Below are 25,959 nucleotides of genomic sequence, written 5' to 3'. Positions count from 1 at the left end.
TAGTGGAAAAGAACCATTTTGCTCGTAATAAATCTGGATAAAGGAGGTAGGTAAAATGGGTGTAAATTTATATGATGTTGCTTATGGTGTTGAGAAGGCGATTCGTGAGAGTGATGAGTTTAAACAACTAAAGCAATTATATGATCAAGTGAATAATGACGAAGGTGCAAAGAAATTATTTGAAAGCTTCCGGAACATTCAATTATCCCTTCAACAAAAACAAATGATGGGTGAAGATATTTCACAAGAAGAAGTAGAACAGGCTCAAAGACAAGTTGCACTTGTTCAACAACATGATACAATTGCAAAACTTATGGAAGCTGAGCAGCGAATGAGCGTTGTCATCGGCGAATTAAATCAAATCATGCTTAAACCACTTGAAGAACTATACGGAAGTATGGACCAACAATAAGACTTTTTAGGAACCCACGCGAATTTGGTGAGGGTTCTTTTTTTTGCTCATATATATGAAACTTTAAGTAACACAAATTGTCGGCTATTTTTCTATAATAGTCTTTTGTTCTAATCAGTTTCATTTTTTCATAACCATATGTATAGGGGACGCCCAACTGAGAAGGAGGACCTGCTATATGTATAGGTTACTAGCAATAAATGTGGATGGCACATTACTACGTCCAAACGGTCGGCTTCAAAGTGGAACTAAGGAAGCCATCGATTTTGTCCGAGCAAAGGAAGTTTATGTGACTCTCATAACAAGACGTCACTTCCCATCGACGAAAAAAATCGCAAAAGCACTAAAGCTGAACTCATTGCTAATTACGCATAATGGAGGATTCATAAGTGATAACCTGGATGAACCTATTTATGTAAAACGTATTTCAGAGGAGAAAACATTTAATATTGTCCAGGTATTAGAAAACTTTAAGTGTAGCATTCGCCTCCAACATGAAAAGTTTTCAATTGGCAATCGCGTGAGATTCCCTGGCAATTTAATTGCAAAAGCAATGTTTGGTTCTGGTGATCCACTCTTTTATCCAATGCAGTTCGTCGATTCGCTTGGGGATTATTTAACAGACAATCCTGTTGCACCACCTAAAATTGAGGTCTATGCACAAAGTGAAAATGAACTGAAAACAATTAGAGAAACAGTGAATGAGCATTTCAATGACATTCAAGTGGATCTAACAGAACCGCATAAGCTAGAAATTACTCCTTTTGGTGTTTCTAAACTTAATGGATTAAAAACTTTAGCTAATCACTTAGATATTCCTTTGCATGAAACAGTTGTTATTGGTGATTCACTAGATGATATTGAAATCATTGAATCTGCTGGCTTAGGGGTTGCAATGTGGAATGCACCGAAGGAAGTGAAATTTGCTGCTGACTGGGTGACTCGGTCCAATAATATGAATGGCGTCTCCTATATGATTAAAGAGCATTTCCGTAAGCAGCAAAGAATTGACTTTTTAAAACAAATTAAGATTGAAAAATAAAGTTGGGCTTGCCTCCACGGTTTGTGGGGGTATTTTTAATGGGGAGAAATACAGATACATAGAACTACCCAAAATTCTCATATTGATTAAAAAACCTTCATTCTGTAAACTTGAGTAAGTTAACTTAATTTTATTCAGCATAAGTCAACGTCTTCTGCAGAATAAAATTAAGAGCCTCCGGCGGATGCCACGATTTTTCAATGGAAATTTTTCGAGCAGTAAGATTAAAGACTAAAATACGCCACGTCCTGTGGCAACGTCTTTATGACCCACTTCCTGTGGGCCAAAAAATCGGGCGCAAATACGCCAAGACGTATTTGATAAAATGAAAAGGTGATACAAATTATGCGAATTTTATTTAAAGGGCTCGAGGATGACCGGTTTATGCGACCTTTACAGCTCATCTCGAATCTTTTTTATGAAGAAAGTGAACTCTCAATCACAGAGCTAGAAAATCCTGAGCTATTAGTAGACTTCCAATATGAATATAATAGTCCTGTCATAACAACACATGCCATACTGATTGACATCAAATCCGGCAACGAATTTAAGGGAAGCTATCGTAAGGAATTTCCTCCATTTGAGAATAACAAAGAACTATTTAAAAAGATAAAAAATGCAGTCTCACATGTGTATGTAATGGTCATGCAAGACTTTACAGGGATTACTCAGCCATGGGGAATGCTTACTGGTGTACGCCCAACAAAACTGTTACACAAAAAGATTCGAGAGGGAAAACCTCATGAGGTAGCACACAAAAAGTTAAAAGAAGATTACTTAATTACCGATGAAAAACTTAAACTAATGAGGCAAATTGTCGACCGTCAACTCACAATGGTTCCTGATTTATATCAACTACAAAACGAAGTAAGTATTTATATTGGGATTCCTTTCTGCCCAACAAAATGTGCCTATTGTACATTCCCTGCCTATGCTATCAATGGAAGACAAGGATCAGTCAATTCCTTCCTTGGTGGACTTCATTATGAGATGCGTGAGATGGGGCGTTGGTTAAAGGAAAATCATATTAACATTACAACTGTATATTATGGTGGCGGAACTCCAACAAGTATCACGGCAGAAGAGATGGACATGCTGTATGAAGAAATGTACCAGTCCTTCCCAGATGTGAAAAACATTCGTGAAATTACAGTTGAAGCGGGAAGGCCGGACACGATTACTCCGGAAAAACTTGACGTCCTAAAAAAGTGGAATATTGACCGTATCAGTATTAATCCGCAGTCCTATATACAGGAAACACTAAAAGCGATTGGCCGTCATCACACGGTTGAAGAAACCGTTGAAAAATTTCATCTTGCACGAAATATGGGGATGAACAATATTAACATGGACTTAATCATTGGCCTTCCGGGTGAAGGGGTAGAAGAGTTCAATTATACCCTTTCAGAAACAGAAAAGCTTATGCCTGAGTCGTTAACCGTTCATACTTTATCCTTTAAGCGTGCATCTGAAATGACACGAAATAAGAAAAAATATAAGGTTGCCGGCCGTGAAGAAATTACAGAGATGATGAATAATGCTTCAACTTGGACAAAAGAACACGGGTATGTCCCATATTATTTATATCGAATGAAGAACATACTTGGAAACTTAGAGAATGTTGGCTATTCACTACCAGGGCAGGAGAGTATCTACAATATTATGATTATGGAAGAAATGCAAACAATCATTGGCCTAGGCTGTGGAGCAGCCAGCAAATTTATTGATCCTGTGACTGGGAAGATTACTCAGTTTGCAAACCCGAAGGATCCGAAATCCTACAATGATCATTTTATTGAATACACGAACAAAAAAATCGATATTTTAAACGATTTGTTTGGAGTAGCAAAAGGGGTATAGGAAACTATGCCTCTTTTTTTTCGTTCAAATTGAAATGGATCCTCGGGTAACGTGTAAACCTCTTCTCAATGGTATTTTTTTATTGAGTTTTGGATTCACTGAGTTTTATTGCTGTTTTCCATGTCAAGTTTGCGAGATCAACTCAGCTATAATATCTGTGTAAATCGAAGTAAATACGCAAAAAAAATTAGCTGTTAGGAGCAAAAAAAATTAGCGTAGCAAAAAAAATTTGCTCTAAAAATTTTAATAACGTTGTCTTATTGGCGTTTGTGAAGTTGGCACACTTCTTGCATTAGTGTATATTGACCAAAAAAACAAATGGGGGATGAAAAGATGGTACAACCATATAAACATGAAGCATTTACAGATTTTTCAATCATGGCTAATCAAGACGCATACAAAAAGGGATTACAAACAGTAGAAAGTTACTTAGGCCAAGATTATGATTTATTAATCGGGGGAGAGCGAATTTCTACTGACGATAAAATTATATCAATTAATCCAGCTAATAAAGAAGAAGTCGTTGGACGCGTATCAAAAGCAAACCGTGAGTTAGCTGAAAAGGCTATGCAAGCGGCTGTAGAAGCTTTTAAAATATGGAAAAAGGTATCAGCGGAAACGCGTGCGGACGTATTATTTAAAGCTGCTGCAATCATTCGCCGCCGTAAACATGAGTTTTCTGCTTTACTTACGAAAGAAGCAGGAAAGCCATGGAGAGAAGCAGATGCTGATACAGCTGAAGCTATTGACTTTCTTGAATTTTACGGTAGGGAAATGCTAAGAATCAAAGATGGTGTTAAAGTAAACAGCCGTCCTAATGAATTTAATCGTTATGACTATATTCCATTAGGTGTTGGTGTTATCATTTCACCTTGGAACTTCCCGCTTGCCATCATGGCTGGAACAACTGTAGCTGCAATTGTTGCTGGCAATACTGTTCTATTAAAACCAGCATCAACAACTCCTATTGTGGCAGCGAAATTTGTTGAAGTGATGGAAGAAGCAGGTCTTCCTGCAGGTGTTCTTAATTTTGTTCCAGGAAACGGTTCTGAAGTTGGGGATTATTTAGTTGATCATAAAGATACTCGTTTCATTTCATTCACAGGTTCTCGTGACGTTGGACTACGTATCAATGAACGCGCATCTAAATTGAATGACGGCCAAATCTGGATTAAACGTGTAATCGCTGAAATGGGCGGTAAAGACACAATCGTTATAGATAAAGAGGCCGATCTTGAATTAGCAGCTCAATCTATTGTGTCTTCAGCGTTTGGTTTCTCTGGACAAAAATGTTCAGCATGTTCCCGTGCAGTTATTGTCGAAGATGTATATGACGAAGTGCTAAGCCGCGTTATTGAGTTAACAAATGAATTAACACAAGGGGATCCAGCAGATTATCGTAATTACATGGCAACAGTGATTGACCAAAATGCATTTGATAAAATCATGAGCTATATTGAAATTGGCAAAAAAGAAGGAAAGCTAATGACAGGTGGAGAAGGAGACAGCTCCAAAGGATTCTTCATTAAGCCGACGGTATTCGCTGACCTTACCCCAGATGCACGTATCATGAAGGAAGAAATCTTTGGACCAGTAGTCGGCTTCACAAAAGCAAAGGATTTCGATCATGCCATTGAAATTGCGAATGACACGGAATACGGCTTAACAGGTGCGGTGATTACAAACAACCGTGTCAACATCCAAAAAGCACGTGAAGATTTCCATGTAGGTAACCTTTACTTTAACCGTGGTTGTACGGGTGCAATTGTTGGCTACCAGCCTTTTGGTGGATTCAACATGTCAGGAACAGACTCAAAAGCAGGAGGCCCTGACTACATTCAGTTGCATATGCAAGCAAAAACAACCTCTGAAATGTACTAAGAAATCGTACTTAACCAAATACTTTCTATTAAACTCAAGATCTCGTAGGGAGAGAATATTATGATGACTCAAACAATAAAATCACAAACATTAATAGAGCAATCTGAAAAATTTGGTGCACACAATTATATCCCTCTTCCGGTTGTAATTTCAAAAGCTGAAGGAGTTTGGGTGGAAGATCCTGAAGGCAATAAATATATGGATATGTTAAGTGCTTATTCTGCAGTTAATCAGGGGCACCGCCACCCAAAAATCATTCAGGCGTTAAAAGATCAGGCTGATCGTGTGACATTAACCTCTCGTGCATTTCATAATGACCAGCTTGGCCCATGGTATGAAATGATTTGTAATTTAACAAAGAAAGAAATGGCTCTACCTATGAATACAGGGGCTGAAGCTGTTGAAACGGCGATTAAAGCTGCACGTCGCTGGGCATATGATGTAAAAGGTGTAGCTGAAAATCAGGCTGAGATTATTGCGTGTGTGGGTAATTTTCATGGTCGAACTATGACGGCTGTGTCACTTTCCTCTGAAGCAGAATACCAACGAGGATTTGGTCCAATGCTACCAGGTATTAAACTAATCCCTTTTGGTGACATAGAGGCTTTGAAAAATGCTATTACGAAAAATACAGCAGCTTTCCTAGTTGAGCCTATCCAAGGTGAAGCTGGAATTGTGATTCCACCTGAAGGATTCTTAAAGAATGCATCAGAATTATGTAAAGAAAACAATGTTCTCTTTATTGCCGACGAAATTCAAGCCGGATTAGCTCGCTCGGGTAAAATGTTTGCATGTGACTGGGAAGATGTCAATCCTGATATGTTTATCTTAGGAAAAGCACTAGGTGGCGGGGTATTCCCGATTTCTTGTGTAGTTGCTAGCAAAGACATACTTGGCGTATTTAATCCTGGATCACACGGTTCAACATTCGGTGGAAACCCAATGGCATGTGCTGTATCAGTTGCTTCTATGAATGTACTAATTGACGAAAGACTAGCAGATCGTTCTCTTGAACTTGGTAAGTATTTCATGGGGAAGTTAAATGAAATTAATAACCCAATCATTAAAGAGGTTCGCGGTCGCGGTTTGTTTATCGGTGTAGAACTTACAGAGCCTGCACGCTTATATTGCGAAGCATTAAAAGAAGAAGGCATTTTATGTAAAGAAACTCATGAAACAGTTATTCGTTTTGCTCCTCCATTAGTAATTAGTAAAGAGGAATTAGATTGGGCAATTGAAAAAATTAGCAAAGTTTTAGCTTAATGTAAACGGGAATTCTTTTTTTTTATAAAGATAACGTGTTGCCAATTAGGGGACTGGGGCGAATATTAGGAGAATATAGAATATTTTAATTGTTTATATAATTGTATTGACGTCATTTTTTATATAACGTATATTTATAACTAAGTTTAACACTTAGTGTATACGGTATACTGTATACAGTGTACCGTATATTGATATTGGTAATTTAGTAGACTTTGTATAAATACTTGCTTCACATGTTTGTTCCTTGGCACATTGTTTTTTTTTTATAAAATTTTCCATTAAAAATATTTTGAATAATAAGAAAAAATGTAATCCTTGTTGTTTTCTATAGTTGACCATCACGGAATGAAAGCAGTTACATTCAGTAATGGCAATGAAATATTGTCTAATTGGTATCTAAACAATGTAAAGGCAAATTGATGTGTTGGAAAACTATGAAATATAAAAAATATTAGAAGGAGGTCAAATTAGTGAACAAAATTATATCATTTTTATGCTTATCGGTATTATTTGCTTTTATTCTTGTTGGCTGTAGCAGTAATGCTGAAAAATCGAATGGTGAAGGTGGTGGTGCTGAACCTACGACAATACAACTTGGACATGCATTGTCTGAAGGTACTCCTGCTGCTGAATTAATTAAAGAAATGGCTGAGAATGTCGAGGAACAAACAGAGGGACGAGTCGCGTTTAAAGTTTTCCCGAACAGCCAGTTAGGTTCCGAAGTAGAAATGTTAGAGCAAATAAAATTAGGAACCATGGGATCAGGTGCAATCATGATTGGTTCTATGCAAAACCTAAATAAGACAATGGCGATTGAGGATTTACCATACATGTGGGCAGATGCTGAACATGCGCGTGCTGCATATGATGGTGAATTTGGAGAATACCTAGGAAATGTGATGAAAGAAGAAGGTATGACAAAAATTGGTTATCTTGAGTGGGGCTTTAGACACATCACAAATAACCAGAAGCCAATTGTTAATCCAGAAGACATGAAAGGTATGTCAATTCGTGTGGCTGAAACAGAACTTCGTGTAGACACTTTTGAAGAAGTTGGGGCACTTCCGACTGTTATGGCATTCAGCGAACTATATGGTGCATTGCAGCAAGGTACAGTTGATGCACAAGAAAACCCACTTTCTAATATCGTAGCTGCTAAGTTTGACGAAGTTCAAGAATATCTATCACTTTCTGGTCACTTCTACAATACAGTAATGATGGTTGTTGATACTGATGTTTGGGAAAAAATCTCAGCAGAAGATCAAGAAATTATTCTAGCAGAAGCAGATAGAATTTCTAAGGAAGTTCGAACTGTAAATGATTCTAAAGAACAAGAATACATTGACACACTCAAAGAACGTGGAATGAAGGTCAATGATAATGTTGATAAGAAAGCATTCCGTGAAGCGATGCTACCAGTCTATGACAAATGGGAAAAAGAAGTATTTGGTACTGAGTTAATGGACATTTACAGAGCAGCTTCTGGATATTAAGGATTAACCTTCTCTCTGTTTGGGTCATAAAGATCTGAACAGGGAGAATTATTTTCCATAGGAAAAAGTATTAACTAAAGGAGCCATTCTATGATTACTAAATTAACCAATATACTTGTTAAGTTGTTGTCTACGCTTTGTATGATTATGATTACGGGCTTAACAGCTATTGTTTTTATCCAGGTTATCTCAAGATATGTTGGAATTTCATTACCTGGAACAGAAGAATTGGCAAGACTGATGGTTATTTGGCTAACATTTTTAGGATGTAGCTTAGCCATGTATGAAAAGATACATTTATCTGTCGACTTCTTAGTTGATATGATGCCAAAAATTATTAGCAAGAAGGTTGGTATATTTATTCACTCCACTATGATCCTCTTTTTCGGTGTATTGATGGTCTATGGATTCCGACTTTCTATATTAGCATGGGGCTCGACATCTTCCACATTGACGATACCTATGGGCCTATTTTATATCATGATACCGATTAGTTCGATCTTTTCCATCTATTTCATCATACTTAATATGTTTGATTCTTCTAAAAAAGGAGGAATTGTTGAATTATGATGATCATTACGATTTTAGCACTTTTCTTTTTCTTCCTTTTTCTAGGTATGCCAATTGCGTTTACGATGGGTATTGTAACGATTGGTATGCTGGTATTAACCGATGTGTCATTAGAAATGATGGTGCAGCGAATGTTTGCTGGTGTTAACAACTTCTCCTATCTTGCCCTCCCATTATTTATCCTAGCAGGAAACATCATGGGTAAAGGTGGTTTAACGAAACGTTTGATGGGATTAGCAAATGCTCTAGTTGGTAAGTTGCCAGGGGGACTTGGTATGACGGCAGTTGTTACTAGTGCCTTATTTGGTGCCGTGTCAGGTTCAACTGTTGCGACAACATATGCGGTAGGATCTGTTATTGTGCCTCGTATGAAAGAACAAAACTACAGCAGAGGCTTTATTGCAAGTATCGTTGGTCCTTCTGGTGTCTTAGGATTAATTATTCCTCCAAGTATAACAATGGTTATCCTTGGCATAACAGCTAATATTTCCATTGGGGATTTATTTCTTGCCGGATTTTTACCTGGTATTATACTTGTTATTCTTTTATGTATTTACGTTGCCTTTATGTCTAAACGTAAAAACTTCGGGGTCATCCACCAAGAAAAAATTAGTGGAAAAGAGTTTTTAAACATTTGTAAGGAAGCGTTCTTCCCGCTAATGACTCCGGTATTTATTCTTGCTGGGATATTTAGTGGACTTGTCACAGCAACCGAAGCAGCCGTTGTTGCGGTAGTATATGGCTTTATTTTGTCCTTGTTTTATAAAGAATTAACGTATAAAAAGTTTAAGCAAATCATGGTCAGTTCAGCTTCGACATCAGCAACAATATTAATTATTATTTCCGTTGCGAATGCATTTACATATGTGTTAACAACAAATCAAATCCCTGCAATGATTTCAGAATTCTTCTTGCAGTATGCCCATACTCCACTTCAATTCTTATTGGTTGTTTCATTAATTCTGTTCATTTTAGGTACGCTTACTGAAGTAACCTCATTAATTATATTGTTGAGTCCGATTTTTATGCCGATTGCGATGCAGTATGGCATCGACCCAATTCACTTCGGAATGGTATTGTGCATGAACTTTGCGTTAGCAAATGTGACACCGCCAGTTGGTCTGTCCTTAATTGCCGGATGTAGTATCACTGACCGTAAAATGGGAATTGAGCATACATTCCCATATGTATTGCATGTAATTGGAATTTTAATTATTTTTGTATTGTTGATTATATTCGTTCCAGCTATTTCAACATTTATGCCAGCACTGTTCAGATAGAAGGTGAATCAATTGATTAGAAAAACAGAGAAAAAAAAGATTATTGAAAATCCACGTGGAGGAGAAGGCACCATTGAGTTATATGAAATCTTTGGTTCAGATGAAACGATGGGTAATGTTTCTCTTTTTGCCAAGGTTGTTTTGAAACCACAAACAATAATTGGGTTCCATGAACATCATGGTGAGGCCGAGGTATACTATGTGACGAAAGGGAAGGGCTTTTTCATAAGGAATAACCAAGAACGCATTGCTGTTAAAGCAGGCGATGCGTGCATGATGGAAGCTGGCCATGGTCATGGAATGGAAAATCCGAATGATGAAGAAATGGAAATCATCGCGGTAGTTTACCCTGAAAGGTAGGGAAAACGAAGGAAAATTTCATGAAGGTAATTGAGGCTAGTGAAATCTGACTGGAGATTTTGAAAAGGGTCAACATGAAGTGAGTGCAACTCCTACCTACTTAAGGATTATTGCTATTCACGTGTAACAGTAAAAAGGGGGATAACGATGGATATTTTATTGAATAAAAGGGTTACGGATATTCAGGTTCCCAGTATAAGAAAATTTTCTAATATGGTTGCCGACTATCCTAATTCTATTAACCTAACTCTTGGACAGCCTGATTTTAGCACTCCTGAGCATATAAAAGAAGCAGGGATTTCAGCAATAAGACAGAATTTAACAGCATATACTCATAACGCAGGGTTAATCGACCTTAGACAAGCTGCAAGTAACTTTGTGAATCATAAATACGGCCTACAATACGATGCAGAAACGGAAATCATTGTAACGAACGGGGCGACTGAGGCAATTGATACAGCCTTTCGTACTATTTTGAGAGAGGGAGACGAAGTCCTTCTTCCAGTTCCTATTTATCCAGGTTACGAACCGCTCATCAAATTATGCGGCGCTGTTCCAGTATATATTGATGTGACGCAGGATCAATTTAAGCTTAATGCTGAATTGATTAAAAGCAAACTTACGGAAAAAACACGCTGTTTGGTTCTTTGCTCTCCATCTAATCCATTAGGAAGCGTGTTAGATGAACAAAATTTGAATGAAATTGCTAGTCTTCTAATGGAAAAGGATATTTTCATAGTTTCAGATGAAATTTACAGTGAGCTGACTTTCGACAAAAAGCATTATTCTATCGCTGCTATCCCTGGAATGAGAGAAAAGACAATTGTCATTAATGGTCTTGCAAAGTCTCATTCGATGACAGGGTGGAGAATTGGTTTTACCTTTGCACCAGCTTATTTATCTGAAGAAATGCTAAAAATTCATCTTTATAATTCAGTTTGTGCAAGCACAATTAGCCAGTATGCAGCAATTGAAGCACTCACAAATGGAATAAATGACGCAAACGAAATGGCTGTAGAATACAGGAAAAGAAGAGATTATGTTTGTGACCGTTTAATGAAGATGGGACTTGATGTTATAAAACCAGAAGGTGCTTTTTATGTTTTTCCTTCAATAAAAAGCACAAATATGACTTCAGAAAATTTTTCGTTAAAGCTATTACAAGAAGCAAAAGTTGCTGTTGTTCCGGGTAATGGATTTACCAAGTTTGGTGAGGGATTTATCAGAATTTCTTATGCAGCCTCTATGGAAATGCTACAAGAAGCTTTAGACAGATTAGAGCTATTTCTGGATAGCATTATGAAAAACAGAACAGTAGAGAAATATTAATAAGATGAAGTATGGTAAAAGGAACGTTTTAAATGAAAAAGGGGATTATGATGCAAAAACTGAAATCTGCTGGTTCATTATCTGATCAAGCATATGATGTGATTAAAAATGCCATTATCAATAATGAAATAAAACCTTTGGAATATTTAACAGAAGAACATTTAGGAGAAAAACTGGGGATAAGCCGGACTCCTATTCGTACAGCTCTAAAAAGGCTAGTATATGAAGGTCTGGTTGAGATGGGATTAAACAAACAGACTAGAGTTCGAGCAATTTCAATAGAAGAAGCACAAGACTATCAGATTTTGAGAGCATCGCTGGAACCTTTAGCAGCTAAACTTGCCTGCATAACGATTGATGCTGAGCAGTTAGAATTTTTAAAAGAGATATGTGTTCAACAGCGGGAAAGTATCGTCGAAAAGAATTTTAGCCAATTTATAAATTTGGATACCCAATTTCACAGCTATCTCGCCGAGTTCACAAATAATCATAAATTAAAGGAATTTATTAATTCTCTTCGCATTCAAATGCAGAGGTATATAATTTTAACAAATACAATACGAATGAGTGCGACTGAGGCCATTGAAGAACATTTTCAAATTATAACCGCTCTAGAAAGAAAAGACCCAGAAGAAGCAGCAACATGTATGGCTAATCATATAAAAAATATATCCAATCGACTTGGTCTTACTGCTAAAGAAGAATAACATCACACGGCCAAGACGCTCTAGTTAAAAAGAAACATACTGGAGCTTCTTGCACATTTTTAAAACAAAAAGTCATTTTTTTACATGTTTATTGTATACAAATACAAATGCAAATACAATAATTAAAAAGGGGTTAAAAGGAAATGACAGAATATCAATGGGCATCAAAAGAAGGGCTTCGCCAATTATTATGCGAGGTCGTTAGTTGGGATAGTAGGACACTCACAGCGGGAGAAAGGAATTTCCCCGCTAAAGTTTCAGAAAAACTGAAAAGTCTGCCGTATTTTCAAGAGAATCCATCTCATCTTGGTCTTCATGATGCCGATCTTGGCAGAAAATTTGTAACCGCTTTATACAAACACCCTGAAGCAGAGGAAACAATTGTACTTATTAGCCATTTTGATACAGTTTTTACGGAGGAATACGGTGATATAGAGGAATTTGCCTTTCGTCCAGAGGAATTAACACAATTACTTCATAGCCGAATCGACAGTTTGCCTGAGGATGTACAAAAGGATCTTCTTTCTGGTGAGTATTTATTTGGACGAGGCACGATGGATATGAAAATGGGACTTGTCATGCATATGGGGGTAATTGAAAAGGCTACTACAGAAAAATGGCCAATTAATCTTGTTCTATTAACTGTCCCAGATGAAGAGGTTAATTCTTCGGGAATGCGAGCAGCTGTGTCGAAGTTAGTAGAAATGCGTGAACAACATGACCTCAATTATAAGCTTTTCTTAAACGGTGAGCCGGTATTTAGTCAGCAACCAGGTGACCCTAATTATTATATTTACTCAGGATCTATCGGTAAAATTATGCCGTCTGTGTTTTTATACGGACGTGAAACCCATGTAGGTGAACCACTTAGTGGTATTACGGCAAACTATATTGCTTCGTTCATGACAAAGGAAATGGAGTGGAACGCCAAACTTCAGGAAACGGTGATGGGGGAGAAGACTCCACTACCTGTGACGCTGCAGCAAAAGGATTTGAAAATGGAGTACTCAACCCAGACGCCATTCCGTGCAGTCGCGTTGTACAACGTATTTTTAATGAAACGAAATGCAGCAGAAATTATGGATATTTTTGAAGGAATTGCAAGAGATGCTGCAAAGTCTTGTAACGAAGATTATCAAAAAATCTGTTCAACTCAGGGTGTGAAGCCTGTAGGAGAAATTCGTGTTTACCGCTATGAGGAACTACTAGAATACGCTATTCGGAAACTTGGCCAAGACTTTGTTGAATCAGTTAAGACCGAGATTCTCGGGAATAACGAGTGGAGTGATCGTGATAAATCCTTCCAAATTGTTGATTCACTTATGATTGAGTGTCAAGAGCTTTCACCGGCGATGGTTTTACTATATGCACCTCCATATTATCCTGCTGTAAATTCGTCTGATTGTGATTTTATCATTGAATGTGTAGACTATGTCAAGTCACATAGCATGGAGAAGTTTGCATTACCAGTAAAGCAAGTTCACTATTTCAATGGCATAAGCGATCTTAGTTACGTGAACTACAAGGAAGAAGGTGAAGGCTGGACTTCTTTCATCTCCAATACACCGGTTTGGGGTGGGAACTACAGCATCCCATTTGAGGAAATGAAACAACTCCAGGCACCCGTATTGAATATCGGCCCATTCGGCAAAGATGCCCACAAGCGAACGGAACGCCTTCATATGAAGAGTGCTTTTGAAGAGGTACCCTCTCTTGTAGAGGGGTTAATCCGCCATATTTCAAATTCGGCAGGTGCTAGTCAAAACTCTATTACTAATTCTTTATAGGAATATATAAAATAAATATTAACTTTTAATATGGTACCAATAGATAGGACACTTGAAAAATTGTGTTTTATCTATAGGTATTTTTTTATACTTAAAACTTAATATGTGGGGATTAGGTCTTTTTTTATACTTAAAACTTAATATGTGGGGATTAGGTCTTTTTTTTCAAAAAGGAGGATTTTTCTGTAAAATGAGGAATTATTCAAGTACTGGAACTCATAAAGTTAACAGACTCCTTTTCATTAAAATGTAAACGCTTTCTAACTTGTTTCTATTAGACTAGACTTCCACAAAAATACCACATTATATTTACCCATCATGGAACATACATTGATAAAAACAAACCCTTATTACTAGGAGGGATAATAATGACCGCACGTTATTTACAAGAAGAGCATCATATATTTCGAGATGCCTTTCAAAGGTTTCTTGAAAAGGAAGCATATCCCTTTTATAAAGATTGGGAAAAAAACGGGATAATCCCTCGTTCTTTTTGGACAAAAATGGGAGAGAATGGCTTTTTATGTCCATGGGTTGATGAAGAATATGGAGGCCTTAATGCTGATTTTGGCTATACTGTCGTCATTAACGAAGAGCTTGAACGAGTTGGCGCAAGCATGATAGGAATAGGTCTTCATAGTGATATCGTGGTCCCTTATTTAAATGAATATGGCACAGAGGAACAAAAACAAAAATGGCTGCCAACATGTATATCAGGTGAAATGATTACAGCAATAGCGATGACAGAGCCAGGTGCTGGTTCGGATTTGGCAGGAATTAAAACGACTGCTGTAAAGAAGGGCGATCAATACATTGTAAACGGTCAGAAAACATTTATAACAAACGGCATTCATGCGGATCTAGTCGTTGTTGTTTGTAAAACAGATCCGAAAGAAAAACATAAAGGAATTAGTTTGTTAGCAATTGAAAAAGATACCCCTGGATTTACTCGGGGAAGGAAACTCGATAAGGTTGGACTCCACGCACAAGATACGGCAGAACTGATTTTTGAAGATGCAATTGTTCCTGCTGAAAATCTTATTGGAATCGAGGGGAAGGGCTTTTATTACTTAATGCAGCAGCTCCAGCAAGAACGACTAATTGTTGCAATATCCGCTCAAATTGCAGCTGAGACAATGCTAAAGCTAACATTGAAATATGTTAAAGAGCGCGAGGCTTTTGGGAGGTCGATTAGTAAATTCCAACATATTCAATTTAGACTTGCAGAGATGGCAACTGAAGTTGAAATAGGCAGAACCTTTTTAGATGATTTGATTGAGAAACATATCGCAGGAAAGGATGTGGTGACAAAGGTTTCCATGGCAAAGTGGTGGTTAACCGATTTGGCAAAAAAAGTCGCAGCTGAATGTATGCACCTACACGGTGGATACGGATATATGGAGGAATACGAGATTGCGAGACGGTATCGTGACACACCAGTATCAGCGATTTATGCAGGGACAAATGAAATTATGAAATCGATAATCGCAAAAAATATGGGGCTATAAGTTTACAAGAGTAACTTGATTTTTTAAATTAGTTTGAAGTGGGGGAATGGATTATGATGAATGTACCATTGCTAGTATCATCAATGCTCGAGCGTGCAGAGAGGTATTTTCCAAAGAAAACCGTTGTTTCGAGAACTTCAGCTGGTATTGTAACTCATACTTATAAAGAGATAGGTGAACGAACAAGGAGATTATCAAGTGCCCTTGACAATATCGGGGTCAGTAAAGGTGACCGTATTGGAACACTTGCATGGAATCATCATCGTCATCTAGAAGCTTATTTTGCGATACCTGGTATTGGTGCAGTTCTTCATACCATCAATATCCGCCTTTCACCCGCGCATATAGTCTACATCATCAATCATGCTGAAGATAAGGTACTGCTTTTTGATGAAGATCTACTACCGTTATTAGAAAAGGTTAAGGATCAATTAAAAACAGTTGAAGCGTTCATCATTATGACTGATAAGGATGAATTGCCTGAATCAAACTTAGAACTACTTTATCATTATGAAAAAATTGTAAATGAAGGTAATCCTACATTCCAATTTAAGAAAGACCTTGATGAAAATGATCCGGTAGGGATGTGCTATACATCTGCAACAACAGGCAATCCGAAAGGGGTTATCTATTCAAACCGAGGACTTGTCTTACATAGTATGGCACTCGGTCTAGCTGATAGTTCAGGATTAACGGAAAGTGATATTGCGATGCCAGTTGTTCCGATGTTCCACGTAAATGCCTGGGGACTACCTTTTGCGGCGGTGTGGTTTGGAACCACTCTCGTTATGCCAGGACCCTATTTTACTCCAAAGGTATTAGCTGAATTAATAGATTCCGTGAAGGTAACAATAACTGCGGGTGTACCAACAATCTGGCTTGGGCTTCTTAATGAACTAGAGCAAGGCAATTACGATACAAGCAGTTTAACTCGTATTTTATGTGGTGGTTCTGCTGCTCCAAAGGGACTCATCCAAGCGTTTGAATCAAAATACAAAATCCCGTTTATCCATGCTTATGGGATGACAGAAACAACGCCACTTGTTGTGTTATCTCGTCTAAAAAGCTATCAAAATGATCTTTCAGATGAAGAAAAATTAGAAATTCGTTCAAAACAAGGGTCTATCGTCCCCCTAGTTGAAATGAAGGTAGTAGGGGCAAATGGAGAAGTTGCCAATGACGGAAAAGAAATGGGAGAGCTATTGTTAAGAGGAAATTGGATTGCTGATGAGTATTATAGGGATGAGCGAACAAATGAAGCGTTCCGAGATGGGTGGTTGCATACCGGAGATGTAGTCACAGTAGATGAAGAAGGAATTGTGAAGATTGTTGATCGAACAAAGGATTTAATCAAGAGTGGTGGAGAATGGATATCCTCTGTTGATATTGAGAATGCACTTATGGCCCATGAGGCAGTGTTTGAAGCAGCGGTTATTGCAGTACCGCATGAAAGATGGCAAGAACGGCCAGTTGCATGTGTAGTGTTAAAAGATGCTGCAAAGGACCAAACCACAAAGGAAGAGCTATTTGAGTTTCTAAAGCCACAGTTTGCGAAATGGTGGTTGCCAGATGACATCATCTTCATGGACGAAATCCCGAAAACATCAGTAGGCAAGTTCCTGAAAAGAGCCCTGCGAGACCAACTGAAAGACCATCTATCACAAGTTAAGTAAACATGTAGGGGAACTCGACAGCAAATAGTGTAAAGAGGTGCCTCTGGATAAAACTAGGGGATAGCGAACCCGCGAACACAGTAAAGTGGTTCGCACCTGGATAAAACTAGGAGTTGGCGAACTCGCAAACGTGGTAAAGAGGCTCAAGAGTGGATAAAACTAGGAGATGCCGAACTCGCAAAAGTGGTAAAGAGGCTCGAAGTTGGATAAAACTAGGAGATGCCGAACTCGCAAACGTGGCAAAGAGGCTCGAAATTGGATAAAACTAGGAGATAGAGAACTCGCGAACACAGTAAAGAGGTTCGCACCTGGATAAAATTAGGAGTTGGCGAACTCGCAAACGTGGTAAAGAGGCTCAAGAGTGGATAAAAATAGGAGATGCCGAACCCGCAAAAGTGCTAAAGAGGCTCGAAATTGGATAAAACCAGGAGATGACGAACTCACAAACGTGGCAAAGAGGCTCGAAATTGGATAAAACTAGGAGATGGTGAACTCACGAACACAGTAAAGAGGTTCCCGCCTGGATAAAATTAGGAGGTGTCGAACCCGCAAACGTGATAAAGAGGCTCGAAATTGGATAAAACTAGGAGATAGCGAACTCGCGAACACAGTAAAGAGGTTCGCACCTGGATAAAACTAGGAGTTGGCGAACTCGCAAACGTGGTAAAGAGGCTCAAGAGTGGATAAAACTAGGAGATGCCGAACTCGCGAACACAGTAAAGAGGTCAGCGCCTGGATAAAACTAGGAGAAATTGAACTCGCAAACAAAGTAAAGAGGTTCGCACCTAGATAAAACTAGGAGATGTCGAACTCGCAAACGTTGTAAAGAGGTTCGCGCCTGCATAAAATCGGAGACAACTAACACACAAAAGGGTCATCCAGCAAACTTTGGATGACCTTATTAATTTGTTGAAAACGGTTTCTTTTAAAGTAATATAATTATATAATAGTAGAAACACCACTAAGGGGGCTTTATAATGGCAATCGAACAAGTAGAAAAAGTGTTTCTTCATATGGATGAGCGAGTAGCCTACCTTACTCTTAATCGCCCAGAAGCACTGAATTCAATGGATATTGAAATGCTTAACCAAATTTTACATAGTTTAAAAGAAGTAGCTGCCAACGATGAAGTGGATATCCTTGTATTGTCTGGTAGTGGACGCAGCTTTTCGGCTGGAGGAGATATTAAAACAATGTTAAGTTCCACTGACGAAAGTGCTTTTGCACCTGTGATGGAACTTATTTCAGAAATAATGAAAACGCTCTACTTGTTACCAAAACTAGTAATCAGTGCAATCAATGGACCAGCTGCGGGGCTTGGATTAAGCTTTGCGTTAGGTGCTGATTACATCATCGCCGATCGACAATCAAGATTAGCTATGAACTTTATCGGGATCGGCCTCATTCCTGATGGCGGTGCACATTTCTTCCTTGAAAAAAGACTTGGCGAAGCAAGAGCAAAACATTTAATTTGGGAAGGCAAGCCATTATCACCAGGAGAAGCTCTACATATTGGATTAATTGATGAGGTTGCAGAGGAAGAACTGCAAACAGCGGTCATCCATAAGGTGAAAAAGTGGAAAAAGAAACCTGTACTTGCCATGATTCAAACGAAGTCTATCTACAATCAAATGCACTTACCAGAGCTTGAAAAAATATTGGAATTAGAAAAACACGGACAGTATGCAATGAGAAACACAAAGGATCACCGTGAAGGCATTCAAGCCTTTTTAGAAAAAAGAAAGCCAATTTTTAAAGGTGAATAATGAAGAAAATCCCGTTGAAACACAACGGGATTTTTTTAATAAATAAAAACAAGTACCCAGAATTGGTACTTGCTTAACGATGAAATAACACTAATTTTCCTGCGGAGCTTGTGCAGCGATGTGTCGATTCTAAAAAGTTTTTTTCCTTCAGAATTCTTTCGCCAGTCTCCTTTGCCTCTTTTTCAGTAGAAGCTTCGAAGGTTTCTTCTAGTAACTTTTCTCCCGTTTTATCAAATACTGTTAACACATAGTTCATGTCAGAGTCCCCCATAAATAAAGTTAAAATTCAGATATTTAAAGTGTAATTGATTGCAAGTTTCAGCGCAATAAAAACAATAAATAAATGTGTTATGATCATTTTTGAAACTTTTTCCTAACTCATTCGTAAAAAACAACAGGAGAAGGAGGAGTCGAAATGGCATTACAGCTAGAAAATGTGACAAAACGATTCGGTAGCTTTACAGCAGTAGATAACCTATCAATCGAAATTCCTGAGCGTGAAATGTTTGGTTTTTTAGGCGCCAATGGGGCAGGAAAAACAACAACATTCAGGATGATTCTCGGATTATTAGATGCCAGTGATGGCCGAATTAGTTGGGATGGAAAAAAGATTAATTATGATACTAGCCACATGATTGGGTACTTACCAGAAGAAAGAGGACTTTACCCAAAAATGAAGGTGCGTGAGCAACTTGTGTACCTAGCGAGACTACGTGGTATGCAAAAACAGGATATTTTAAAACAAATTGATTACTGGTTAGAGCGATTTAAGGTTCCCGAATATGCAACGAAAAAAGTTGAGGAATTATCAAAAGGGAACCAGCAAAAAATACAGTTTATTGCATCTGTTATTCATAAGCCGAAGCTACTAATTCTTGATGAACCATTCAGCGGCCTTGACCCTGTGAATGTAGAGCTTCTAAAAGAAGCCGTTGTGGATTTGAAAAATGAAGGAACCTCAATTGTATTTTCAAGTCACCGGATGGAACATGTTGAGGAATTATGTGAGCATTTATGCATTATGCATCATGGTAAACCAGTTGTACATGGTTCTCTAAAAGAAATTAAGCGTTCTTTTGGAAAGAAAAATGTAATTGTGCATGCCGATTTTGATATTAGTCATTTAAAAACATTAGCAGGTGTAACAAGAGCGAAGGAAACTGCGGAGGGCCTCCATTTACAGGTTGAAAGTGAACAAATTTCACAAAAAATACTAGATTCTATAGCGGGAAAAGGCTTTGTTCGAAAGTTTGTATTAGAGGAACCTTCCTTGAATGATATTTTTATCGAAAAGGTAGGTGCTTCTTATGAATAAGTTTTGGATTATCCTTTTTCACACATATGTGAGTAAATTAAAAACAAAATCATTTATTATTACGACATTGATAACTGCACTCATTATCTTTGGTCTGGCAAATATTCATACCATCATCGAAAAATTTGATGAAGATGAAACAAACCATGTAGCGGTTCTAAGCGAGTCAGAGGATCTTTATCAAGCCTATGAACAGACTTTAACAGCAATGTCTAGTGATATCGTCATTGAAAAAATGGAAGGGTCAGAAGAGAATGCGCAAGGACGGGTTACAGCCGAAGAATTAACCGGTTATCTTATCCTAACTGAAACTTCTGAGGGTCTACCAGAGGGAGTTTATAAAGCAAAATCGATAACTGATTCAGAAATCACTGGGCAACTTGAACAGGCTCTTCAACAGTTGAAGGTGACAATTGCAACCACAAAAGCGGGATTAACTCCAGATCAAATTAATCAATTGTATGCACCGGCCCAATTTGATAAAGTGGCCCTTGAAGAAAATGCAAAATCGGAAGAAGAACTTAATCAAGCACGTGGTTTAGTTTATGTCCTTTTATTTGTTATCTATTTTGCAGTCATCATGTATGCAAATATGATAGCGATGGAGGTTGCTACTGAAAAATCATCTCGTGTTATGGAAATTTTGATTTCAAGTGTTTCTCCGATTAAGCAAATGTTCGGTAAGATTCTTGGAATTGCACTATTGAGTCTAACTCAATTTGCTGTGATTTTATTAGTTGGATATGGCTCTTTGAAGCAAAGCATGAGTGGAATGGAAGGCGGATTTTTTGAAGTGTTTGGTTTTGGCGATTTACCAGTATCAACCTTTGTTTATGCTGGTGTTTTCTTCATTTTGGGCTACTTCTTATATGCAACACTTGCAGCCTTCTTAGGCTCTCTAGTAAGTCGAATTGAAGATGTTCAACAAATGATCACACCGATGACCTTGTTAATCGTAGCTGCATTTATGATTGCAATGTTTGGGCTAACAAAACCAGAATCATCCGTGATTACAATTACTTCTTATATTCCATTTTTCGCACCAATGATTATGTTCCTTCGAGTTGGCATGCTAACACTTCCAACCTGGGAAATTGCCTTATCAATTGGGCTACTTGTTTTAACAATTACTTTATTAGCGATATTTGGAGCTAGAGTCTACCGCGGAGGAGTTCTTATGTACGGTAAATCTTCCTCCTTCAAAGACATCAAAAAAGCATTACAACTTACAAAGAATGATAAATAAGCTACCAGAATTAAACCGAGGGTTATTCCCCTCGGTTTTTAATTTGTTTTAAAACCTATTAATTACCTGATAAATTCATATAAATAAGAACGTGCATTCGCATCAAGTAGGTGATAGAATATAGGTAAATGAGTCTAAAGGAGCTATTTAATGGATGCACTTACTTTTTTACATATTGCGGATTTACATTTGGACAGCCCGTTTTCAGGGTTAACCAATCTGCCAACGAAAGTTTTTAAACGTGTACAAGATAGTACTTTTACCTCCTTAGCTAGATTAATTAATATTGCGGTTGAGCAAAAGGTTGATTTTATCATCATCGCCGGTGATTTATTCGATGGAGAAGACCGAAGCCTTCGTGCACAATCACGATTTCGTAAGGAAATGGAACGACTTCAAGATCATAACATAGAAGCTTTTATCGTCCATGGGAACCATGACCATCTTGGTGGAAATTGGCCACATTTTGAATGGCCAAGCAATGTCCATGTGTTACAAAATGAAAATGTCGAGGTCATTCCTTATATAAAAGATGGAGAAACCGTTGCGAATATTTATGGGTTTAGCTATGCACAAAAAGCTGTGCTCGAAAACAAAACTAAATTCTATGAAAAGAAAGACGGTGCCACGTATCATATAGGCATCTTACATGGAAGTAAAGAAGGGGAGAGTTCCCATAGCCGTTATGCGCCGTTTTTGCTATCAGATCTCCAGCAAAAAGGATTTGACTACTGGGCTCTTGGACATATTCATACAAGGGAGATTTTAGCTGAAGACCCTCCTATTATTTATCCTGGCAATATTCAAGGTAGACATAAAAAGGAAACAGGTGAAAAGGGTGGTTATCTTGTAAAGCTTTCAAAAGCTAAAACAGAATATACATTTTTTCCAACATCGGATTTAATTTGGGAAAATACGACTATCGATATTTCTGAGCTTACTAGTTTTGACCAACTTGTTGACAGATCACTTTCCCATCTTGATTCCCTCCGTAAAGAAACCCAAGGCTTATTTGTAACGATTGAATATATAGGAACCGGACCACTGCATGCACAACTTCAAGAAAATGCTATAAAAGCAGATCTCTTATCTCTTCTAAACGATGATATAGAAGAAAAGAATTTTGTTTATGTGGTAGGACTTAAACAAAACTTCCAAATAGAAATCAATCGTCAAAAATTAAAACAGGATTCTCATTTTATTGGTGATTTATTGGAAAACATGGAAACCTATCAAGACTTTGATCAAGCACTACTCCCTTTACGGAACAATCAAAGTTTTCGAAGGCATATTGATACTTTTACAAGTGAAGAACTACAGGAAATACTTCACGATGCGGAGAACTTAATTTTACGAGAACTCTATTTTTCCAATAGGAGGTGACGGTATGAAAATCATTGGTGTTCAGGTCTATGGATATGGAAAACTGGATAACTTGGAACTTGGAAACTTTTCCCCAAATGTTCAGGTCTTTTTTGGTCAAAATGAAGCCGGAAAATCAACGCTTATGTCGTTTATACATAGCGCTATATTTGGATTTCCTACGAAACAACAAAATGAGCAACGTTATATCCCTAAAACAGGTACCAAATACGGTGGAAAGCTCATTCTCCAAACCGACGAATATGGAGCAATTATGATTGAAAGATTGCCAGGAAAGGCTGCAGGAGACGTATCTGTATTTATGCCAGATGGAACTGTCAAAGGAGAAGAATTTATTTCAGAGCTCTTCCAAGGAATGGATAAAAATCTTTTTCAAAATATTTATTCCTTTAATATTCATGGACTACAAGGTGTACATAATTTAAAGAGTGAGGATGTAGGAAGATTTTTATTTTCTGCGGGGACAGTTGGAACAGACGCCTTACTTGAACTACAAAATAAATTAGTGAAGGAAATGGACGGTTTATATAAACCAAAAGGAAAGAATCCACCACTTAATATGGAACTTATCCGAATAAAGGAGGAACATGCAAAAGTTACGAGGTGGCAGGAAAAAAATAGTGAATATGAATCTCTGCTGAACGAACAACAACAGATCGAAAAGGAACTTGTATCCTATGATTCCCAGAAAAATTCTATAAAGCAAAAAATTCAAGAATCAGAGAAACTACAATCAATTCAACCAATCGTAGAAGAATACCAAACCTTACAAAATCGATTGCAAAGTTTACCAGCGTTTGAGCCTTACCCCGAGGATGGGCTGAAACGCTTAGAACAACTGCATGCGCAGATAAAACCGTATCAGGCACAATTAACTGCCATAAATGGCCAAATTCTAGAATGGAACAAGGAAAAAAATAAAATCCGATTTGCCAAACAATACATTGAAAACGAACAACGGATTTTGGAATTGGTTGAAAATAAAAGCCTATTTACTGAAAAAGAAAACAGATTCAAGCTCGTTTCTAAAGAACTTCAAGAGATAGAAGATGAATTAAATCAACTAATAGATCGAATTAATTTTTCATTAACAGAGACAGATGTTTTGAAATTAAATCTAGGAATTACTGCAAAAGATATGTTTTCTGAAATTGTTTCTGAAACTGTACGACATAGGCAAAAGAAGCATTTCTTAGATAATAACTTTACGCAAGTAAAAGAAGCGCTAGAGCATAGCGAACAAAAGTTAAGTGACTTAAAGCAACAGGTTCTCCCAGAGGATCAACGAAAACGTTATGAAAAAAAGAAAAGGCAATATACTTCGAGGGATAACCTAGAAAGTGAAAAGCTGTTGATTGAGGAAGAGGTAAAAAGAATCGATCAAAAAATACAAAGAATGACATCAAAGGAATCCGAAAACAAACACAAGTATACTCGATTGTTTTATGGAATTGGATTTATATTATTAATCATCTCGATTTATTTCTATGTTACAAAAGAATGGATAATTGGTGGGATATTAACTGTCCTAGGTGTTCTCATGTGGCCAGTTGGGAAAACAGTAACCTCCCAAATGTCTTCCTCATTCATTCATGAATTCCAGGAAGATAGAGAAAGACTACTGAAAAAACTGGAGGCTATTAAAGAGCAACTAACACATAGCAACTATTCAGATCACGAAGAGCTAACAGCAATTCTTATTCGTGATACGCATGCAAGGCAGCAGATTGAAATTGAAAAAGCATCACATCTTCAAAACGAACGTGCATTAGATAAGGTATTTAAAGACTTTGAGGAATGGGAGAAATCTGGGTTCGCCTTGGAGGAAAAAGCTACAAACATCAAGAAAACATATGGACTTCCAATGCAAATTTCAAATGAACGATTATTGGATGCTTTTCAAATTCTTGAAGCCATCAAGGAGAAAGTATTAAATAAACAAAAGCTTACTAAAGCAAAAGTAGAGCTTCAAAATGAGATTTCTAACTTCCAATCTAAAGTTTATACAGTTGCAAAACAGATAAACATAGAAGACCAAAGTTCCATCAAAGTTGACCAGATGGCGGTCCTATTACAAGAAGAAAAAAAGAAATATGAACAGCTTTTACAGATTGATGCGAAAATAAAGGATTCAGAAGAACAGATTGTAAAGCTTACTATGGAAATCGAACATCTTCAAAAGGAAATTCAAGTTCTTTGGGATATCGCGAAAATTTCGAATGAAGAAGAGTTTCGGGCAAAGGGACAAGCAAACGAAACCGCACGAGAACTTAAAGAACGAATGAATCTCCTTTTAGCGCAACTCGAACGCTTTGGAGAATTAGTTAAGATTTGTAATATAGAAACAAATTATGAAGTTCTAATTGAGGAGATGTCAGCTGAAATCACTCGACTTCAGGCAATTGAAAAAGAAAGGCAAGGTCAACTGTCAGCAATAAACCACCGAATACAAGAACTAGAAGAAGGTGGAACCTATGCAGATTTACTTTATTCTTATGAGGCAAGTAATTCGTTAGTAAAAAACTACGCAAAAAACTGGGCAACACTAGCAGTTGCAAAAGATATACTAGCTAAAACTGTTGACCACTATCGAACGCTCCGCTTACCTAAGGTAATGAAAAGGGCTGAGCATTATTTTTCTATTCTCACAGATAGGAAATACAAAAGAATTTACCTTGACAATGAAGTAGATGGTTTTATTGTCGAGAATGATAAGGGTGTACGCTATAAGCCGAATGAACTTAGCCAGGCCACTTCAGAGCAATTGTACATTGCGCTCAGATTTTCGCTTGCTAATACGATGCATCCCAGTCAATCATTTCCATTTATTATTGATGATAGCTTTGTTAATTTTGATTCAGGCCGTTTATCAAATGCCATCTCGTTAATTAAAGAGCTATCAAGAGAAAATCAAGTCCTCCTATTTACTTGTCATCAACATGTTTTGGAAGGATTTGGTGAAGTCAAACCTATTATACTAGGTAACGAGGGTATCATAGAAAACCATAAAAGTATGCTATAATTTTTGTAAGAAATTTGTTATTTTCATAGTCCTCATTTTAATAGAAGTGAGAGTAAATA

Annotated in this window: 20 protein-coding genes; 19 read left to right on the top strand and 1 reads right to left on the bottom strand. The window is 37.5% G+C overall.

Annotated elements, in window-relative coordinates; translation table 11 throughout:
- Positions 1–55: 55 nt before the first annotated feature.
- From CKK03_RS10255 to CKK03_RS10185, 15 genes are all read left to right on the top strand, one after another.
- Complete coding sequence (locus CKK03_RS10255; RefSeq protein ID WP_099362485.1) at positions 56–412, top strand: YlbF/YmcA family competence regulator; 357 nt, start codon at positions 56–58, stop codon at positions 410–412.
- Between the two features lie 178 nt (positions 413–590).
- The gene (locus tag CKK03_RS10250) at positions 591–1,454 is read left to right on the top strand and encodes a Cof-type HAD-IIB family hydrolase (RefSeq protein WP_099362484.1); all 864 of its coding nucleotides are present in this window, start codon (positions 591–593) and stop codon (positions 1,452–1,454) included.
- A gap of 345 nt (positions 1,455–1,799) precedes the next feature.
- Entirely contained in the window at positions 1,800–3,314 is a 1,515-nt protein-coding gene (locus tag CKK03_RS10245; RefSeq protein ID WP_099362483.1) for a coproporphyrinogen III oxidase, read from the top strand.
- Positions 3,315–3,647: 333 nt separating this feature from the next.
- Complete coding sequence (gene pruA, locus CKK03_RS10240) at positions 3,648–5,195, top strand: L-glutamate gamma-semialdehyde dehydrogenase (RefSeq protein WP_099362482.1); 1,548 nt, start codon at positions 3,648–3,650, stop codon at positions 5,193–5,195.
- A gap of 63 nt (positions 5,196–5,258) precedes the next feature.
- Complete coding sequence (locus CKK03_RS10235) at positions 5,259–6,458, top strand: ornithine--oxo-acid transaminase (RefSeq protein WP_099362618.1); 1,200 nt, start codon at positions 5,259–5,261, stop codon at positions 6,456–6,458.
- A 473-nt stretch (positions 6,459–6,931) separates the two neighbouring features.
- Complete coding sequence (locus CKK03_RS10230) at positions 6,932–7,954, top strand: DctP family TRAP transporter solute-binding subunit (protein WP_245864084.1); 1,023 nt, start codon at positions 6,932–6,934, stop codon at positions 7,952–7,954.
- Positions 7,955–8,044: 90 nt separating this feature from the next.
- A complete protein-coding gene (locus CKK03_RS10225) occupies positions 8,045–8,524 on the top strand; it encodes a TRAP transporter small permease (RefSeq protein ID WP_099362481.1) in 480 nt (159 codons plus the stop codon).
- Positions 8,521–9,804 (top strand): TRAP transporter large permease, encoded by a 1,284-nt coding sequence (locus tag CKK03_RS10220; protein ID WP_218962803.1) that lies wholly within the window; start codon positions 8,521–8,523, stop codon positions 9,802–9,804. The genes CKK03_RS10225 and CKK03_RS10220 overlap by 4 nt, the downstream gene beginning before the upstream one ends.
- A 12-nt stretch (positions 9,805–9,816) precedes the next feature.
- A complete protein-coding gene (locus tag CKK03_RS10215) occupies positions 9,817–10,164 on the top strand; it encodes a cupin domain-containing protein (RefSeq protein WP_099362480.1) in 348 nt (115 codons plus the stop codon).
- Between the two features lie 147 nt (positions 10,165–10,311).
- Positions 10,312–11,493 (top strand): aminotransferase A, encoded by a 1,182-nt coding sequence (locus CKK03_RS10210; RefSeq protein WP_099362479.1) that lies wholly within the window; start codon positions 10,312–10,314, stop codon positions 11,491–11,493.
- Between the two features lie 50 nt (positions 11,494–11,543).
- Entirely contained in the window at positions 11,544–12,200 is a 657-nt protein-coding gene (locus tag CKK03_RS10205) for a GntR family transcriptional regulator (protein ID WP_180271218.1), read from the top strand.
- Between the two features lie 143 nt (positions 12,201–12,343).
- Positions 12,344–13,987, top strand: coding sequence for a M20/M25/M40 family metallo-hydrolase (locus CKK03_RS10200; RefSeq protein ID WP_099362477.1), 1,644 nt, complete (start codon positions 12,344–12,346; stop codon positions 13,985–13,987).
- A gap of 368 nt (positions 13,988–14,355) precedes the next feature.
- Positions 14,356–15,495: an acyl-CoA dehydrogenase family protein gene (locus tag CKK03_RS10195; protein WP_099362476.1), complete on the top strand. Its 1,140-nt coding sequence runs from the start codon at positions 14,356–14,358 to the stop codon at positions 15,493–15,495.
- A 53-nt stretch (positions 15,496–15,548) separates the two neighbouring features.
- On the top strand, positions 15,549–17,168 hold the full coding sequence (locus CKK03_RS10190) for a long-chain fatty acid--CoA ligase (RefSeq protein ID WP_099362475.1): 1,620 nt from the start codon (positions 15,549–15,551) through the stop codon (positions 17,166–17,168).
- A gap of 977 nt (positions 17,169–18,145) precedes the next feature.
- The gene (locus tag CKK03_RS10185; RefSeq protein WP_099362474.1) at positions 18,146–18,934 is read left to right on the top strand and encodes an enoyl-CoA hydratase; all 789 of its coding nucleotides are present in this window, start codon (positions 18,146–18,148) and stop codon (positions 18,932–18,934) included.
- A gap of 73 nt (positions 18,935–19,007) precedes the next feature.
- On the opposite strand, the gene CKK03_RS10180 is transcribed toward CKK03_RS10185, so the two are convergent.
- Positions 19,008–19,190, bottom strand: a complete 183-nt coding sequence (locus CKK03_RS10180; protein ID WP_099362473.1) for a YhzD family protein — start codon at positions 19,188–19,190, stop codon at positions 19,008–19,010.
- Between the two features lie 159 nt (positions 19,191–19,349).
- Here CKK03_RS10180 and CKK03_RS10175 point away from each other — a divergent pair, with 159 nt between their 5' ends.
- The 4 genes from CKK03_RS10175 (at position 19,350) to CKK03_RS10160 (ending at position 25,900) form a co-directional block, all read left to right on the top strand.
- A complete protein-coding gene (locus CKK03_RS10175; protein WP_099362472.1) occupies positions 19,350–20,249 on the top strand; it encodes an ABC transporter ATP-binding protein in 900 nt (299 codons plus the stop codon).
- On the top strand, positions 20,242–21,495 hold the full coding sequence (locus CKK03_RS10170) for an ABC transporter permease (protein WP_099362471.1): 1,254 nt from the start codon (positions 20,242–20,244) through the stop codon (positions 21,493–21,495). Before CKK03_RS10175 ends, CKK03_RS10170 begins: the two co-directional genes overlap by 8 nt.
- Before the next feature lie 150 nt (positions 21,496–21,645).
- Positions 21,646–22,878, top strand: coding sequence for a metallophosphoesterase family protein (locus CKK03_RS10165; protein ID WP_099362470.1), 1,233 nt, complete (start codon positions 21,646–21,648; stop codon positions 22,876–22,878).
- 4 nt (positions 22,879–22,882) lie between these two features.
- Complete coding sequence (locus CKK03_RS10160) at positions 22,883–25,900, top strand: ATP-binding protein (RefSeq protein ID WP_099362469.1); 3,018 nt, start codon at positions 22,883–22,885, stop codon at positions 25,898–25,900.
- Positions 25,901–25,959 lie beyond the last annotated feature (59 nt).

This window comes from Fredinandcohnia onubensis (genome assembly GCF_002734215.1).
Lineage (GTDB): Bacteria > Bacillota > Bacilli > Bacillales > Bacillaceae_L > Ferdinandcohnia > Ferdinandcohnia onubensis.
This window is presented reverse-complemented; position numbering and strand designations above follow the sequence as displayed.

What these genes read in the sequence shown, in the direction of transcription:
- CKK03_RS10195 (WP_099362476.1), top strand. Translation starts at nt 14,356, where the DNA reads ATGACCGCACGTTATTTACAAGAAGAGCATCATATATTTCGAGATGCC.
- pruA (WP_099362482.1), top strand. Translation starts at nt 3,648, where the DNA reads ATGGTACAACCATATAAACATGAAGCATTTACAGATTTTTCAATCATG.
- CKK03_RS10210 (WP_099362479.1), top strand. Translation starts at nt 10,312, where the DNA reads ATGGATATTTTATTGAATAAAAGGGTTACGGATATTCAGGTTCCCAGT.
- CKK03_RS10175 (WP_099362472.1), top strand. Translation starts at nt 19,350, where the DNA reads ATGGCATTACAGCTAGAAAATGTGACAAAACGATTCGGTAGCTTTACA.
- CKK03_RS10245 (WP_099362483.1), top strand. Translation starts at nt 1,800, where the DNA reads ATGCGAATTTTATTTAAAGGGCTCGAGGATGACCGGTTTATGCGACCT.
- CKK03_RS10225 (WP_099362481.1), top strand. Translation starts at nt 8,045, where the DNA reads ATGATTACTAAATTAACCAATATACTTGTTAAGTTGTTGTCTACGCTT.
- CKK03_RS10160 (WP_099362469.1), top strand. Translation starts at nt 22,883, where the DNA reads ATGAAAATCATTGGTGTTCAGGTCTATGGATATGGAAAACTGGATAAC.
- CKK03_RS10180 (WP_099362473.1), bottom strand. Translation starts at nt 19,190, where the DNA reads ATGAACTATGTGTTAACAGTATTTGATAAAACGGGAGAAAAGTTACTA.
- CKK03_RS10165 (WP_099362470.1), top strand. Translation starts at nt 21,646, where the DNA reads ATGGATGCACTTACTTTTTTACATATTGCGGATTTACATTTGGACAGC.
- CKK03_RS10235 (WP_099362618.1), top strand. Translation starts at nt 5,259, where the DNA reads ATGACTCAAACAATAAAATCACAAACATTAATAGAGCAATCTGAAAAA.
- CKK03_RS10200 (WP_099362477.1), top strand. Translation starts at nt 12,344, where the DNA reads ATGACAGAATATCAATGGGCATCAAAAGAAGGGCTTCGCCAATTATTA.
- CKK03_RS10190 (WP_099362475.1), top strand. Translation starts at nt 15,549, where the DNA reads ATGATGAATGTACCATTGCTAGTATCATCAATGCTCGAGCGTGCAGAG.
- CKK03_RS10170 (WP_099362471.1), top strand. Translation starts at nt 20,242, where the DNA reads ATGAATAAGTTTTGGATTATCCTTTTTCACACATATGTGAGTAAATTA.
- CKK03_RS10255 (WP_099362485.1), top strand. Translation starts at nt 56, where the DNA reads ATGGGTGTAAATTTATATGATGTTGCTTATGGTGTTGAGAAGGCGATT.
- CKK03_RS10205 (WP_180271218.1), top strand. Translation starts at nt 11,544, where the DNA reads ATGCAAAAACTGAAATCTGCTGGTTCATTATCTGATCAAGCATATGAT.
- CKK03_RS10220 (WP_218962803.1), top strand. Translation starts at nt 8,521, where the DNA reads ATGATGATCATTACGATTTTAGCACTTTTCTTTTTCTTCCTTTTTCTA.
- CKK03_RS10250 (WP_099362484.1), top strand. Translation starts at nt 591, where the DNA reads ATGTATAGGTTACTAGCAATAAATGTGGATGGCACATTACTACGTCCA.
- CKK03_RS10185 (WP_099362474.1), top strand. Translation starts at nt 18,146, where the DNA reads ATGGCAATCGAACAAGTAGAAAAAGTGTTTCTTCATATGGATGAGCGA.